Origin of the sequence: Streptomyces sp. NBC_01298 (genome assembly GCF_035978755.1) — a bacterium.
Lineage (GTDB): Bacteria > Actinomycetota > Actinomycetes > Streptomycetales > Streptomycetaceae > Streptomyces.
The window spans coordinates 8,810,508-8,824,856 of sequence record NZ_CP108414.1 but is presented as its reverse complement, the minus strand read 5'-3'; the positions used below and the strand labels follow the sequence as shown (position 1 = coordinate 8,824,856).

The window sequence follows — 14,349 nt, the reverse complement described above, 5'->3', positions numbered from 1 at the left end:
CTAGGGGCAGCCTCGGACAATGCTTCCAGCCGCTTCACACCACCCCGGCACGGGCCGGACCTCCAGGGGGTTCCAAGGTTCCAAAGTTCCCAAAGGAGTGCCCGAATTGCCCCCTCAGCCGTGATCATCCCAATCGGCCGTGCAGAACCGCGCTTCACTGACGAAGGCATCACCTGCTCTGGCAGCCCGCACGTACATGTTGAGCCCGTCCGGCCCCATGTCGCCGCCGCATCCGACCAGCAGCTCCATCTCTTCGTTCTCGGCGCGCCGCACCAGGGCATCCCCGATGGCGACAACGCTCCCGCCGATGAGATCGAGGCCGTCGAAAGCGACCTGCGGACCGGCACACCCGTCCACGGTCACAGCCGCGAGGGTGGGCCCGCCGTCCCGGTTCCAGTAGTGCGCTGTCACCCCGGTCCCGGGGAACTCGTCCTCGTCCAGCATCCATTGCCCGGACCGGCGGTAGAAGGGGTAGGGGAAGTGGCCTCGGCGGGCGGCAGGTGCCTCGCCGCCCAGCGCGGCAGCCACCTGCGGCGGGCTCATCCCGAACCGGAGCGGCCCCACGCCCCGCAGCGGTGTCCACTCCCAACGTGGCCGGTCCACCACGGGCCGCACCGGCCACGCCCCGGGATTGGCCGTCTTCTCCCGGACGTCCTGCCAAGCAATGACCGGGGCGGCTCCGTACGGGTCCTGGGCCAGTTCCGGCGCGACCAGCAACGCGCTGCTGAGCGCTGTGTCCGTCCGCGCCGCATACCCCTTCGGGTGCGGGACCCACTCCTGCTCGGCGCCCATGGAGACGCCCCAGACCGCGATCTGCGGGTCGCCGCTCCAGTTCACCCGGACCTCCGCGCCCTGCCGGCGTGCCAGTTCGTGGATGTCCGCACGGGCCTCGGACGGCACGCGGGCAATCAGTTCGACGTCCCCGACCTTCACCCGCGGCCCGTCCAGACCGTCGACAGCCACCGCTACGAGCCGCTCGCCCGGCCCGTATATCGCGGTCACACCCTCATCGCCGTACTTCTCCCAGCACGTTGAGCCCCCCCGACCCCTGGCTCACATGTGTGATCGCCCCGCCCAGGGCCGCTTTGACCTCGGAGGGACGCATCCCGAACCGCAGCGGGCCCACCCCGGCCAACGGATCCAGCGCCCACCGCGGCCGTGCCCCGAGCTCTCGCTTCGACCGGCCCACGACGATCCCTCCCCTGACCAAAACCTGCCCACCCGGCACCACACCGGCGATCTTGTGGCCCCTAAGCAGCATCCACAGCACCGGACGGACAGGTGGCGCGGCACCGGGCGAGTCCCGGCAGCCGGTTCCTGCTGGTGACGACGGTGACGCAGTGGCGACCTCCGGGAAGGAGCGGCCTGACCTGCTCGGAGCCCCGGGCGTTGTCGAGCACCACGAGGAGCCGGCGGTCGGCAGCGAGCGACCGGAACAGCGCGGCCGCGCCGTGCGCCGACTCCGGAATCCGGCCGTGGGGCACACCGAGCGCCGGCAGGAACTCGCGCGGCACCTCGACGAGGGCGGGCTCGCCCGTGTCGCCGAACCCGCGCAGATCGGCGTAGAGCAGCCCGTCGGGAAAGGCGGCACGGCCGTGGTGGGCCAGTGCAGCACGAGGGCCGTCTTCCCGACCCCCGCGGGCCCGACGACCAGAGTCGGCGGGTGGCTGTCGGTCCAGATCCGAGGACCTTGGCGCGACCTCTACGCCCGGGTCGGCGAGAGCCGCGGGCCCGGCACGCGCGGGACCTCCGGTTGTCCGGCCGGTGACCGCGGGCACCATGTGGTCCGTGGGAGACCGTTGCCCCAGGCGCTCTGCCGCGGGTTGCATCCTGTGCCGGGGTTCGCCGGTCCCCGCTTCCACCTGGACCTGGGCATGGGGTCTGCTGCCCGCGTGAACCTCGGCGGGCCTCGGCCCGGCTGACGGCACACCCGGCCGGCTTCGTGATGCGCTGACCCCACGACGACGGCTGTGCCGTCCGGCCCTGCGACGCCGGGGCCAACCGACCGGCCGGCCCTCGGTCTGCTCGTACGGCCCGCACCCGGATGGAGACGATTGTGACCGTAGAAAATGCGACGATGCCCGGCCTCATCGAGGCCCTCTTCGCGAAGTGGTCCGCCCCTCAGGGGCAGGAGCTGATCCGGGAGGGCGCGAAGATCGTCCTCCATCTGAAGAACCACGGGCCACTGCCCATCGAGACCGCCGACAAGATGCTCCCCGACGCCGAACGCGCCCGCGGCATCGGCATGGTCCAGTACTTCCGCGATCGGAAGTACGACCTGGAGATGGACGGACGCGGCAACATCGTCGGCGCCGGCATGTCCCTCATCAACAACTCCCGGCACACCGCGGAGATCGACGGCACCCTCTTCCACCAGTGGTGCATGGCCGACGCCCTCATGTTCCCGATCATCTTCAAGAACCGCTCCCCGGTCACGACTACGTGCCCCGCCACCGGGGAGCGGATCACCCTCACCGTCACACCCACCGGGATCGAGAACTCCTCCCACCCGAACGCCTGGTTCACTCTGGCTCCCGGGACCGGGGGCTCCGTGCGCGTGCGGTTCTGCGACCGGGTCAACCTCTACGCCGATCAGGCCGGCGCCGAAGCCGCCGCCAAGGCCGACCCCGAAATCGCCGCCGGCCCCGCCCACCAGGCCTGGAGCATCTCCAACGACCTCGCCAACTTGTTCTAGCCCGCTTCCGCGTTGGCGCGGTCGGCCCGTGCCCAGTGGCCCTCTGACGGCGAGCTGTCAGAGCCTGCCTCGTCAGGGGGTCGAGGTGGGGACCATTCGGCGCAGGCCCTTGCGGTCGTAGTAGGTGGTGGCGGCCCAGCCCAGGAGGACGGCGACCGCGATGCCGAGGGCGATCATCAGCCAGGCACGGGTGAGTCCGGCGTCGGCTCGGGCGTCGAAGTAGAGGATCGAGCGGACGCCGCCGCTGAGCTGTCGCATCGGCTCGAACACCGCGAGCCAGCGGTAGAAGGCCGGCAGGGCCTCCAGGGGGACGGTGGCACCGGAGGAGGGCAGGGCCATGACGATGAAGACGAACATGCTGACGAGTTGCCCGATGCTCCCGAAGGTGGCGTTGATCGCCTGGACCCCGAGGCCCACCGTGGCGCTGGTGGCGAAGGAGAACACCCACAGCAGCCACAGGTGCGAGGCGTCCATGCCGATCACGGTGACGCAGGTGAGCATGATCAGGGTGGAGGTCACGGCGGCCAGCGCCACGGACATCGCGGACTTCACCAGCAGGGTGCGCCGGCGGTCGATGGGCACGGTCGGCCGGCGGCTGTGCCAGGGGCCGATCTCGCCGTCCGCGTAGCCGAGGGCCACGTCCACACCGTTGCTGATGATGTTGCCGCCCAGGAAACCCGCCATGACCAGCAGCAGCGAGTAGTAGAAGGCCGTCAGGCCCAGCCCGCTGTGCGCGCCGAGCGGATGGCCCGGCCTGACCTCGACGTGCAGCGGGTCCGACAGCAGCAACTGCTCGGCCGCGGTCGCTGACCCTCTCGGCTCGGCCGCGGCAGCCGCCGTGAGGTCCTTGCCCACCTGGGCGGAGGCACCGTGGGCGGCTCCCTGGGCGATGGTCGAGGCGAAGCTGGAGGCCAGGCTGCCCACGCCGGGATTGGTCAGGACCACCAGGGTCGGCCGGGCCGGATCGCTCCCGGAGGCGGTACGGAGGCCGAGAACGGCGGCGGTGAAGCCGTCGGGGACCACGAGGGTTCCGTAGAGCTTGCCGGACTCCATCTGCTCGCGCGCGGTGTCCGCGTCCAGCAGCCGCCACGACGCCTGCGGTACGGCGGCGCGCGGGTCCGCGATGCCTTCGGTGATCGAGGCGCCCAGGTTCTGGTGCTTGCCCGCCACGTCCACGCCGCGGTCGGCGTTGACCAGGCCGATGGGCACGTCGCGCAGGTGCCCGTTGGGGTTGGCGATGCCTCCCATGTAGAGGAGCGAGAGGCCCACGATCACCAGGGAGACCAGGATCGTGGGGAACTTCCAGATATGCGGGTTGCGCAGCACCCGCCCCGCGGAAACGCGCACGCGGTCGGAATCGGGCTCGGTCATGCCACTCCCAGGGCCGGCGGTTCGGTCGTCCCCCCGACCGCGCAACCATACGATTCGCCCCGCCATGTCCCATGGTTCGGCGCTCCGATGGGCCGCCATCGCGAGGACCGGCCAAGGGCCCGCCGTCCGCCGCCCACCGTCCGGCGGCCACCTGCCGCCTGCCGCCGGGGCGTGGGAAAGCATCAGGCTCGGGAGGATCAGCTCCGGGGAGCGTGTCTCCATCGTCGGATCCGGACGGTGAGCTGCGCCGGGACGAGTGTCAGCCAGAAGGGTGAGCTGCGATCGTTTGCCGTATCGAATCAGGCATGTGACCAGCACGAAGGCCGTGGACATGAGTCCACTCCTCCAGGTGCCCAAGCGGGATGCGTTCGCAGAACTGTCAGGCTTCCGGGCCGACTTCTCCCTATGTCTGACCACTCGCGGCGACGAACTGTTCGAGCTCACGGATGCGGTCCCGTGCGCCGATGGGCCGGTGCGGACTCTGGTCGATCTCGCGCTCGCACCCGAACACCGCCGTGGCCGCGGCGCCCTCTATGCCGGGCTCAATCGGGGCCGGATCGACATCGACCGCCTTCGCAGGACACTGGTTGGCCTGCCACTGCCGAGGGCCACGGATGGGCGGCTGGTCCTGGCCGCGGATGTCAGCCCGTGGCTGCGGCCGGACGCGAATACTTCACCAGACCGCTCGTTCTGCCATACCTACGGCCGCGGGAAGAGCGAGCACCGGATGATCCCGGGCTGGCCGTACTCGATCGTCGCGGCGCTGGAGGTAGGACGCACATCCTGGACCGCGCTGCCAGACGCGGTCCGCCTGGAACCGGGTGCAGATGTCGCGGCCGTCACCGCCAACCAGGTCCGCGACGTCGTCGAGCGTCTGGTGACAGCTGGGCAGTGGAAGCCGCGTGACCTCGACATCCTCCTCGTACTGGACGCGGGTTACGACGTCCAACGGCTGTCGTTCCTGCTGGAGGATCTGCCTTGGAACTGCTGGGCAGGCTGAGGTCGGACAGGGTCATGCGTCGTCCGACCCCGCCGAGGGTCTACGACTCCAAGGCCGGCCGGCCGCCCAGGCATGGCGGCGAGTTCGTCTTCGGACAGCCTGACACCTGGGGCGAGCCGGACGTCCGGACAGCCACGGTCACCGAGCGGTACGGCACAGCGGTGGCCACCGCGTTCGACCGGCTCCACCCGAGACTGACCCGCCGCGCGGCCCGGCTCAGCCACGGAGCCGATCTGCCGATCATTGAGGGCACCGTGATCCGCCTCAAGGTCGATCGGCCACCCACGGGCGGCGAGCCCAAGCCGGTCTGGCTGTGGTGGTCCGGCACTGGCGCGAGCCCGGTGGATGCCGACCGGCTCTGACACGCTTTCCTTCGCCGCTTCGACTTGGAGCACACCTTCCGCCTTCTCAAGCAGACGCTCGGCTGGACCCGTCCGAAACTCCGTCTCCCCGAGGCAGCGGATCGCTGGATCTGGCTGATCTTCGCCGTCCACGCCCAACTTCGGCTCGCCCGACCTCTCACTGCCGACCTGCGGCGGCCCTGGGAGAGACCCGCCGCACCGAACAGGCTCACTCCCGCTCGGGTCCGGCGCGGGTTCAGGAACCTCCGTGCGAAGTGCCCTCCACCAGCCGGTGCACCAAAACCCGCCAGGCCCGGCCCCGGGCGCCCACTCGGATCAACGAACCGTACCCGGGCCGTCGTTCACGACGTCGGACGTGTCCTCAAAACCGGCGAACCGTACTCACGCCCCAGCCACCACAAGCAGGGGACCAAACCCAGACGCATCACGGCTTAGGCAAGCTCAGCTCGTTCCAATGCGATGACGACGTACGGTCCAGAGATGGACATAGTCACCGGCGTTATCAGCATCGAGTACTCGCACTTTTACATCAGCGAGGACATCGAGACCGCGTTGGAGGGTCTCGACCAGACTCCTGACTTCCGCACGGACGAGCCCGTGATCGTCACCCCCGGCCAACTCACTATCGTCAGCCGCGTCAAAGCCCACGACGCCTGGGTGACGCTCATGCTCACCGAGGCCGAGCCTGTCGAACAGTCGGAACAATGGCAGCTACTCGGCAAGTGGCCCTACCTGCCGATTTCCGGCGGGCGGATGAGCATGTCCGGCCCCACCACCGGCCCTGCCGCACCAGCTGCGGGCTGGCTTACCGGTGGGCAGGGGTATGCCCCAGCCTTGCAGCTCGACCCGGCGACGATCTACACCGTCCACGTCTACGCCAAGGGGCGCCAGGACTCCCGAGCCAGACACGAAGCCGCCATGGCCCGCGAGGAATGGGGCCTGCATGAAGGATTCGAGGACTACGTGGCCGCATTCGTCCCCAACGGACAGCAGGTCAGGCCGTGGCATGCGGGTTAAACGACAAGCTGAAGGCCCGGAAGACGTCGCTGGCCCACCCCAGGCGGAGCGGATCGCGAGCTGTCAGGGCTTCCGGAGGCCCCTGACAGCCAGGACCGTCGATCCAGTCGGCTTGCGCGAACTGGCCGGGGAGGGCCGTTGGCGCGGTGGGGGTCAGGCGGCGGCAAGGCTGATCTGGTCCTTGAAGATCACCCAGCGCTGCCCCTGGTCCTTCACGTCGCACGGCTTGGTCGAGACGTTCGGGGTGCCCCACGCATTGGCGAAGCAATAGGCCGGCGCGAAGTTCAGGGCGATCTGCTGGCCCGAGACATTCCAGTACTGCCCCTGGTCCTTCGGGTCACACGGCTTCACCGAGACATCCGAGGCGTTCCAGGTGTTGGCGAGGCAGTAGGCCGGTGCGTTGGTCAGATAGATCTGGTGGCCCGCGAGGGTCCAGTGCTGGCCCTGGTCCTTCGGGTCACACGGCTTCGTGGAGATGTTCGGGGTGTTCCAGGCATTCGCGAGGCAGTAGAGCGCGGGAGCACGCAGGGCCGGGGCGGCGGGTGCCGCGGCCTGCGCCCCGGCGGCCGGCAGGAAGGAAGCCGTCAGAGCCAGCGTCGTGAGGGCGAGCGTCTTGCGGAGGGCGATTGCCATGGGGGCGTAACCGTTCTTGATTGAGAAGTGGGATTCACGCCCGAACTCGAGATGGATTGCCAACTCCGTTCTGAACGCAAGCTAATTGGTAGCAGCACTCAAGAGTTGGCCAACGGTTTCTGCGCAGCACGTTCATCCCAATGAGCTGCCATATGTGATGACCCGACAGATACCCGAGACTGCGGCCGCGGTGCGGCAGGAGAGACGGGGGACGCGATGGGCTGGGCGGGTCCGGGCTCAGTTGTGCGGGGCGCGGCCAGGTGCCACCGTCGTAGACGCTCCAGTGCGCGGCATCGTGTCCCGTGACGGAGGAGCCGTCGAAGTACACCGGCTTCGGAACGCTCCCGTCGTCGCACTGAGGGGTGTCAGCGGACGTCGAGGGGATGGCGGGTTCATGGGCCGGGCTGGGCTCGCGCGAACCCTGTGCAGGGCGGCCCGCTGAGCGCTCTGCTGCAGGCACGGGGTGGGCGCGATCCCGGCATCCGCAGTGGTGACCATGCACAGCGTGCCGCCCGGCCGGGCTCAGGGCATCGCCGCGGGCCCGGGCGGTAACGTCTGGTTCACCCAGCCACTGGGCGGCCAGATCCGGAGGGTCACCCCTGCCGGGGTGGCCACGGAGGATGACGTGCCGGCCGGGAATTCCACTCCGGTGAAGATCGCCGCCGGTGCGGACCGCAATCTGTGGTTCACCCACTTCAGCGCCAACCCTCGTTTCGGGAGTCGTCGTTCGGCACCGTGTGCGCGTGCAGGTGACGGATGCTCAGCGACGACTTGGCCGCCGCCTGTCAGTCCATGCCTTCGATGATGCGGAAGTCGCGCTCGACGCCGTCGGGGAGAGCCACCAGTGCCTTCTGGTAGGCCTCGCTCTCGTATGCCGCGACGGCCTGTTCAAAGCTGTCGAACTCGATCAGAACGACGCGTTCCGTGATTCCGGCCTCGTGGGCGACGACTCGACCGCCATGGGACGGGATCCGGGAGATGACGCGCCCGCCCCCGGCCTGGACAGCCGGACCGGCCAGCTTGTCGTAGGCAGTCAGCCCCTCAGGGTCGGAGATGGCGGGGTAGACACTGACCCAGTAGCCCTTGGCCATGGAAACCTCCTGTGTTGGGCCGGACACGTCCGACTTCGAATTGACACTCGTATCGATCGATCCCGGCGCCGCGTACTGCGGTCCATGGAATCGCCATATGCGCAGGTTAGGGCTTGATGTGCGGTCCAGGGAAAGACCGGTTCGGGATAGGCTCAGAACGGATCGTTATCAATCGGCAGGGAGGTCACGTGGCGCCGGATACGGTGAGCCTGCGGTACTTCCTGGTGCTGGCGAAGGAGTTGAACTTCACCTGCGCGGCCGCCCGGATCGGTATCGCACAGCCCGCACTCAGCGCCCGGATGCGCCGATTGGAAGCGGAACTCGGTACGGCCCTGCTGGTCCGCAGCACGCGTAGCGTCGTATTGACCACGGCCGGTGCGGCTTTGGCGGAGTCCGCGCCGCCTGCGCTGGCGGCGCTGGACCGGGCATGGGACACCGCCCGGCGCGCGGCGGCCGGTGAACTGGGCACGCTGCGCATCGGATACAGCCTCAGCGCCGGGGCCGAGACGGCACCGGCGCTGGTGGACAGGCTGATTCGCGGCAACAGCGGACTCGAGGTCGGCGCGGTCCCGATGGCGACACCGGACATCTCCCCCGCGGTCGCCGACGGCCGCATCGACGCCGGGATCACCCGCGGCGAACAGCCGGGCCGTGGCGTGCGCCGGTACCTGCTGCGGCGTATGCGCGTCGGGGTCCAACTGGCGCAGCACCATCCGCTGGCCGAACACCCGGAGATCGAGATCGCCGACGCGGCCGCGTACCCGCTGCGACTCCCGGACCGTGCGGCCAACCCCGTGATCCACGATCAGCTGGCCTCGGTGTTCCGCGACATCCGGCCACAGCCCCGATTCCACACGCCCGCAGTCTCTTTAGACCTGTCTCAGCGCGACCTGCGCGACGGGGTCACCCTCGCCCCGGCCGGAGAAACCGCGATCACGGTACAACCGGCCGGCCTCACCTGGCGACCGCTGCGGGGCGCGCCCGGCATGACGATCCACCTGGTCCTCCCGCGCGAGCAGTCGCCGCTGCACCGCCGCCTCCGTGCCGTCGCCAAAACCCTGGCGCACGAGCTGCACTGGCTGCCGGACTGACGCGCAAGAGGTCAAGTGAGAGGACGGCTGCGGTGGCGAGACGACCGAAGGCCTTGCGCCCGGTGGACTTCGCGGTGATGACGACGGCGGCCCTGACGCCAACCTCTGTTCCGATGGTCCCCGAGGCAGGAATGGCCACGCTCATGAGGCACAGGGGCTGTCGTGGGAATCCCCCTCAGGTGCGAGCAGCCGGTTCAGGCTCGGGATACGGGCTCAGCATGGTGTCGAAGTAGCCCTCTGGGGCTGCCTCCAGGAAGGTCGACAGGTTTTCCAGGAAGGCACGCAGTGGGGGCGTCTCGTTGTGGCGGTCCAGGTCTTCCTGGGAGTGCCACACCTCGTACAGGAAGAAGCGGCCGTCCTCCTGCTCGTGGAGGTGGTACTGCAGGTTGCCGGGCTCTTGCCGGGTGGGTTCCACGAAGGAGGAGAGGATGTTCCGGACCTCGTCCGCATGCTCCGGCCGGGGGCGGAGGAAACCGTAGAGGGCTATGGGGCGATCTGTGTTCGTCATGGCCCTCACGCTAAGATCTCACATCCATGTGAGGTTCAAGGAGTTGTGAGGAGCACCACATGAAGATCGGCGAACTCGCCACCGCCACGGGCACCTCCGTCCGACTGCTGCGCTACTACGAGGAGCAGGGCCTGTTGGGCTCCGACCGCCTCGACAGCGGCCACCGCCGCTATGACGAAAGCGCCCCCGCCGTGGTCCGGCGTATTCGCGCGCTGCTGGATGCCGGCCTGCCGACCCGGGTCATCCGCGACCTGCAGCCGTGCATTCGCCAAGACGGCACCGTCGCCGCATGCAAGCTGGAGACCCTCCAAGAACACCTGCAGGGTCTGGACGACCGGATCGCCGCGCTATCGGAGACCCGCAGCTCCCTGGCCGGGGTCATCTCCGCAACCCAGGCCCACGAACCGTCACTCGTGTAGGACGGGCCGACCGCCTCATCGACACCGGAGCTTCCGTTCGGGGAGGTCCTCGACCACGCGTCGGACCTGGGCGGCGGTGACCTCGGCGACGTTGTCCTCGGGCCCGAGCCGGACCGCGTCCAGCAACTGGCACCACGACGTGCGTCCCGCTTCGAGGACGGCGCCGAACGAGTACGGCCACCCGGGGATCGTCAGGTGCCGGTCCCGGCCGCGTCCGAAGGTATGGCAGAACAACCTGTCCGCGCAGCACTCGGCGTCGGGCCGCAGCCAGTTACTCACATCCACGGCCAGGACAAGCCGTCATCTCGACAAGGTGCAACGCGCCCTGGACAGCACGCAGGATCGCGCCAAGACCGCCGCCCCCGCCTGCCGAACTCCCCTGCGAGTGAACCCGTTCGGGACATTGTTCGAGCTATCGTCACCAGATGCCTGAAGTACCCGAGAAGTTCAACACCGCGATGACCACCTGGCAGGAATGGCAGGACGCCCCCTGGGGCCGCCTGCGGTACGCAATCGCCGAGGCGAACCTGGCCCGTCATCTCGACGGCCTCGGTGGCGGGCCGTTGCGCATACTGGACGTGGCCGGCGGCGACGGCGGCGACGCCATGCGCCTCGCCAGCCGCGGACACCACGTCACCATCGTCGACTATGCGCCCGCCATGCTCGCAGCGGCGACCGAGCGGGCCTCGGCGGCCGGCCTGACGGAGCTGATCACCTGCGTGCGGGCCGACGTGACCGCTCTGCCCGCCGACCTCGCCGACGGGGAATTCGACGTGGTCCTGTGCCACAACCTCCTTCAGTACGTGGACGACGTCCCGGGCACGCTCGCCACGGTTCTCGCGCCGCTGAAGCGCGGCGGGCTGTTCTCGGTGATGGCGATCAACCGGCACTCGGCGGCCCTGAACGTCGCCGTTCGCGAGATGGACCCGGCCGCCGCGCTGGCCGCGCTCGGCACCGATCGCCTCCGGACCCAGATGTTCGATTCAACGTTGACGCTCCATACGGCCGAGGAGATCATCCCGCTCCTGCAAAGCCTCGGCTGTCTCGACGTACGGCATTACGGCATCCGCAGCTTCTGTGACTACATCACCGACGACGCGCGAAAGTACGATCCGGCGTTCTACGCCGACCTTGAGCAGCTGGAGCTCGCCGCCAGTGCACGTCCGCCCTACATGCACACCGCGCGGCTCTTCCAGCTGACCGCGTGGAACGGGACACATGAGGCCAGACCTTAAAGAACCAGCTTGGCGGCGTAGTTGGCCTATGCCGCCAAGTAGCGCGCTGAGCTGGCGGGACCGAAGAGGTTGGCCCGCGGAGTCAGGTGCCGCCCAGGGCCCATGCGTCGAGCCCGCCGTAGATGCGGGCCCTGAGGCAGTGGGGGGCGTCGAAGCCTGCGGCTTCCCCTCGGTAGACGGCGATGAGCGAGTCCTTGCCGCGCCACCAGGTGTCGGCGAGGCCCTGGAAGGCCACGGACCGGTCGATCTCCGCAGCGGGAATCCCGTGTTCAAGCCATGTTTCCCGCAAGGGCGTGAGGTCCCGGTGGGGAACACGCAGGCCGTGCACCTCAACGAAATCCCGAGCTCGTCGGCTCAAGCCTTCAGACGCCTGCGGGGTCAGCGGTCCCCGGTGCTCTGCCGTCACGGTTGCTGCCCTTCGCAGGGGGAGGTCGGTGCGGCCGGGTGCGGCGGTGCGGACGGCTCAGGAGCGCTGGACCAACGGACGGGGTCGTCGCCGGGGCCGCCGGTGAGCCAGGAACCGTCGCCCAGGGGCACCAGCTCGTACGGGTTGCTCGCCTGGACGGTGAATTCGCCGCTGGGCTTGCCCGTGCGTACGTCGACCAGGTGGTAGCGGTACCACTCTTCCTCGTCCTCGCTCTCACCTCCCAGGGTGACGATGGCCGTGTCCTCGGTCAGGTAGCCGCCGCTCCATTCCACGAAGGCCTCCTCCGGGTCATACCCGAAGGCCTCGACGCGGAGGGCGAAGACCACGTCCCCGCTGGGGTGGTCGTGGAAGGCGACGTCCGCCTGCCCGTGGTCTACGGTCATGAACTGCTGCCCGGACGGGGCCAGGTCGATCAGGCAGCGGTCCGGCCACGGGTACGTCACGAACTCCGGCTCACCGTCCGCCCCCACCGTGCCCCGGAGAATGACGGAGCCGTCCTGGCCCTCACCGATGTCGAGGTAGACGCTGCCGTCCACCGGATGCACGTGGTGGCCGGCGCCGTGCCCGACCGTCTCCAGCTCTTGGCGGGCGAGAACCGCACCGGTACCGGCATCGTGCACGACCCACTGGTCCCCGCCCCCGCGTCCCGCCATCGCGTCCGGGCGGTAGACCCACACCGTCCGGCCGTCCAGAGACAGCCCACAGCCGGGCCGGTGGCCATGGCGCACGTCGGAGTGCGGCTCGAAGTCCGAGGCCCACATGAGCTCGCCGGCACGCGTGACGCAGACGACGCGGTTCAGCGTCGTGTACACGACCCGCTCCAGATCCTGCGTGACCACCGACGCCACGACCTCGTCGCCGGCCCCCAGCGGGAAAACCGCTGCGGGCTCCAGCGTGCCGTAGCCGCCGGCGCCCACGACGTAGGCGTGGATCCGCCCGTCGCGGAGACGCGTGATGACCTTCGGCGGCGGCTCAGGAATCATCCGCCGAGGCTAACGCCCAGGTCGGGACGCTCAGGATCCGGGGCGGTGTGCACCGAGCAGGGCAGGCGGTTCAGGGCGCGGTCCCGAAGCCGGCATCTTCTTTTCGCTCGTGCACAGTTGGCCAGATTCCGCCGTCGCACAGCCGGCGGTTTCAGCTCAGCAGAGGATTGCCCCGGAGGTTCGCTTCCCCGCACGGCCAGGGGCCCTCGGCCAGGGGGCCCAGTGGTGTTCGGAAGACCAGGACTTCGTCGTCCAGGGAGACGGCGACGCTGCCTTCGCTCAGCAGTAGCGCACGCCCGATGACTGCTCGGCTGTCGTCCATGGCGAACAGCTCGTGTCCGGTGAGGTCGCTGTCCACGGCGAGCAGCTTGCCGTCGCGCCAGAACACGACGGTTCCTTCGCGGTCCATCGCGGGGTCGGACGTGTAGTAGCCGGTCAGTGCCGGCCCGTCCACGAGGCTGTTGTCCGGTGCGAGCCGCCGGAAGCGTGATTGCGACGGCAGGCAGTTCTCAAGCTCGGGGCCGCTGACGCTGCCGTTCTTGTCGACGAGCATGGCCCCGTGGGTCGCCCAGCGCGCGGTCTCGGCGCCGTCGCCGCCGAAGAGGCCGGTCGTGAACGCGCCGTAGCCCTGGGACCCGATCAGGAACTGGCCAGGGCCGGCTATCGCCTTTCGGCCTGCAGGAGCGGGAGTGGTGGCCGACAGGGTCTCGCCGCTGTCCAAGTCGAGGAAGAACGTCCGCCCGATGCCGCCCCGTGTGTCGGTGAAGCTGGCCGCGAGACGGTCGGCCGAGACGAGCAGTGGCTCCCAGTGGTCTACGCCGATCTCCTCCGGGACCCAAGGTCTACGCGGCCGGATCTCCCATCCGGTCCGGTCTCCCATCTCCACCACACCCGGGAACGACACCGCACCGAGCACGATCGGCGCAGACCAGAGGCACTCGCCCTCGCGTGTGTACCGGGCCACGCGAGGCTCCGGTACAGACGTGGGCCGGCTTCGTTCCCCACGGACCAGGCGGGAGGCACTGACCCAAGAGATGACGAACCCATCGTCGAGGAGGACAAACGCCCCGACCTCCTCGTCAGGGCGGCACTCCGGGTGGGCGGTGGGGCCGGTGGATCCGTCCGGCAGTACACCTTGCAGAAGCCGGCCCGCACGATCCGGGTAAGCGACCCACAGGGTCCCGTCCGTGGACATACGCGATCGCGGCCTGCCTGTCCCCGGGTACGTCCGCTGCCACGCCACCTTGCCCGAGAGGTCGACCCTCGTGATGACGGTCGCCAGGGGATGCGCCCCGTAGCCGGTCACCGTCAGCGGCCCGGAGGGGTCCGCCGTGGCCACGGCCCAGATCTGGCCCGGCAGGGTGAAACGCGATGAGAGGGTCACGTCCGCATCCTGCCGCATGCCTTGCGGCGAGCTGTCCTCTCCGTTGGTGACTTCAAGGGAAGGCAACAGACACCAGACCGCGTCGCGGCCTCGGATCTTCCGTTGAAGGGCCAACGAGAGCGCTCAGCCTCAC

The 14,349-nt window shown here is 69.2% G+C and carries 14 protein-coding genes and 3 pseudogenes; 7 read left to right on the top strand and 10 right to left on the bottom strand.

The window, feature by feature from the left end; genetic code table 11:
• Nucleotides 1-114: 114 nt before the first annotated feature.
• Nucleotides 115-1,002, bottom strand: coding sequence for a hypothetical protein (locus OG730_RS40280; RefSeq protein ID WP_327308953.1), 888 nt, complete (start codon nt 1,000-1,002; stop codon nt 115-117).
• 272 nt (nt 1,003-1,274) lie between these two features.
• Nucleotides 1,275-1,663 (bottom strand): annotated as a pseudogene (locus OG730_RS40275) (AfsR family transcriptional regulator); the annotation flags it as partial.
• 393 nt (nt 1,664-2,056) lie between these two features.
• Here OG730_RS40275 and merB point away from each other — a divergent pair.
• Complete coding sequence (merB, locus tag OG730_RS40270; RefSeq protein WP_327308952.1) at nt 2,057-2,695, top strand: organomercurial lyase; 639 nt, start codon at nt 2,057-2,059, stop codon at nt 2,693-2,695.
• Between the two features lie 72 nt (nt 2,696-2,767).
• On the opposite strand, the gene OG730_RS40265 is transcribed toward merB, so the two are convergent.
• The gene (locus OG730_RS40265) at nt 2,768-4,066 is read right to left on the bottom strand and encodes a YhgE/Pip domain-containing protein (RefSeq protein ID WP_327308951.1); all 1,299 of its coding nucleotides are present in this window, start codon (nt 4,064-4,066) and stop codon (nt 2,768-2,770) included.
• Between the two features lie 331 nt (nt 4,067-4,397).
• Here OG730_RS40265 and OG730_RS40260 point away from each other — a divergent pair.
• Both OG730_RS40260 and OG730_RS40255 read left to right on the top strand, forming a co-directional pair.
• Nucleotides 4,398-5,863: pseudogene (locus OG730_RS40260) on the top strand (NF041680 family putative transposase).
• A gap of 45 nt (nt 5,864-5,908) precedes the next feature.
• Nucleotides 5,909-6,445, top strand: a complete 537-nt coding sequence (locus tag OG730_RS40255) for a hypothetical protein (RefSeq protein WP_327308950.1) — start codon at nt 5,909-5,911, stop codon at nt 6,443-6,445.
• Between the two features lie 153 nt (nt 6,446-6,598).
• On the opposite strand, the gene OG730_RS40250 is transcribed toward OG730_RS40255, so the two are convergent.
• Entirely contained in the window at nt 6,599-7,078 is a 480-nt protein-coding gene (locus tag OG730_RS40250; protein ID WP_327308949.1) for a ricin-type beta-trefoil lectin domain protein, read from the bottom strand.
• 463 nt (nt 7,079-7,541) lie between these two features.
• On the opposite strand from OG730_RS40250, the gene OG730_RS44405 reads away from it, so the two are divergent.
• Nucleotides 7,542-7,883 carry a virginiamycin B lyase family protein gene (locus OG730_RS44405; RefSeq protein ID WP_442815159.1) on the top strand — a complete coding sequence of 114 codons (342 nt, stop codon included), beginning with the start codon at nt 7,542-7,544 and terminating at the stop codon, nt 7,881-7,883.
• Here the strand turns inward: OG730_RS44405 and OG730_RS40245 are convergent.
• Nucleotides 7,864-8,169 (bottom strand): DUF1330 domain-containing protein, encoded by a 306-nt coding sequence (locus OG730_RS40245; RefSeq protein WP_327308948.1) that lies wholly within the window; start codon nt 8,167-8,169, stop codon nt 7,864-7,866. The two genes, OG730_RS44405 and OG730_RS40245, sit on opposite strands and share 20 nt — an antisense overlap.
• A 188-nt stretch (nt 8,170-8,357) precedes the next feature.
• Here OG730_RS40245 and OG730_RS40240 point away from each other — a divergent pair, with 188 nt between their 5' ends.
• Nucleotides 8,358-9,260, top strand: a complete 903-nt coding sequence (locus OG730_RS40240; protein ID WP_327308947.1) for a LysR family transcriptional regulator — start codon at nt 8,358-8,360, stop codon at nt 9,258-9,260.
• A gap of 175 nt (nt 9,261-9,435) precedes the next feature.
• Here OG730_RS40240 and OG730_RS40235 read toward each other — a convergent pair whose 3' ends face one another.
• The gene (locus OG730_RS40235; protein ID WP_327308946.1) at nt 9,436-9,768 is read right to left on the bottom strand and encodes a putative quinol monooxygenase; all 333 of its coding nucleotides are present in this window, start codon (nt 9,766-9,768) and stop codon (nt 9,436-9,438) included.
• Nucleotides 9,769-9,827: 59 nt separating this feature from the next.
• Between OG730_RS40235 and OG730_RS40230 the strand changes: the two genes are divergently transcribed.
• Complete coding sequence (locus OG730_RS40230; RefSeq protein WP_327308945.1) at nt 9,828-10,187, top strand: MerR family transcriptional regulator; 360 nt, start codon at nt 9,828-9,830, stop codon at nt 10,185-10,187.
• A 36-nt stretch (nt 10,188-10,223) separates the two neighbouring features.
• Here the strand turns inward: OG730_RS40230 and OG730_RS40225 are convergent.
• Nucleotides 10,224-10,487: pseudogene (locus tag OG730_RS40225) on the bottom strand (transposase); the annotation flags it as partial.
• Nucleotides 10,488-10,612: 125 nt separating this feature from the next.
• On the opposite strand from OG730_RS40225, the gene OG730_RS40220 reads away from it, so the two are divergent.
• Nucleotides 10,613-11,422: a class I SAM-dependent methyltransferase gene (locus tag OG730_RS40220; RefSeq protein ID WP_327308944.1), complete on the top strand. Its 810-nt coding sequence runs from the start codon at nt 10,613-10,615 to the stop codon at nt 11,420-11,422.
• Nucleotides 11,423-11,504: 82 nt separating this feature from the next.
• On the opposite strand, the gene OG730_RS40215 is transcribed toward OG730_RS40220, so the two are convergent.
• The 3 genes from OG730_RS40215 to OG730_RS40205 all read right to left on the bottom strand — a co-directional run bounded on the left by OG730_RS40215 (nt 11,505) and on the right by OG730_RS40205 (nt 13,796).
• On the bottom strand, nt 11,505-11,657 hold the full coding sequence (locus tag OG730_RS40215) for a hypothetical protein (protein WP_327308943.1): 153 nt from the start codon (nt 11,655-11,657) through the stop codon (nt 11,505-11,507).
• 167 nt (nt 11,658-11,824) lie between these two features.
• Nucleotides 11,825-12,832 carry a hypothetical protein gene (locus OG730_RS40210; protein ID WP_327308942.1) on the bottom strand — a complete coding sequence of 336 codons (1,008 nt, stop codon included), beginning with the start codon at nt 12,830-12,832 and terminating at the stop codon, nt 11,825-11,827.
• A gap of 151 nt (nt 12,833-12,983) precedes the next feature.
• Complete coding sequence (locus OG730_RS40205; RefSeq protein WP_327308941.1) at nt 12,984-13,796, bottom strand: hypothetical protein; 813 nt, start codon at nt 13,794-13,796, stop codon at nt 12,984-12,986.
• Nucleotides 13,797-14,349 lie beyond the last annotated feature (553 nt).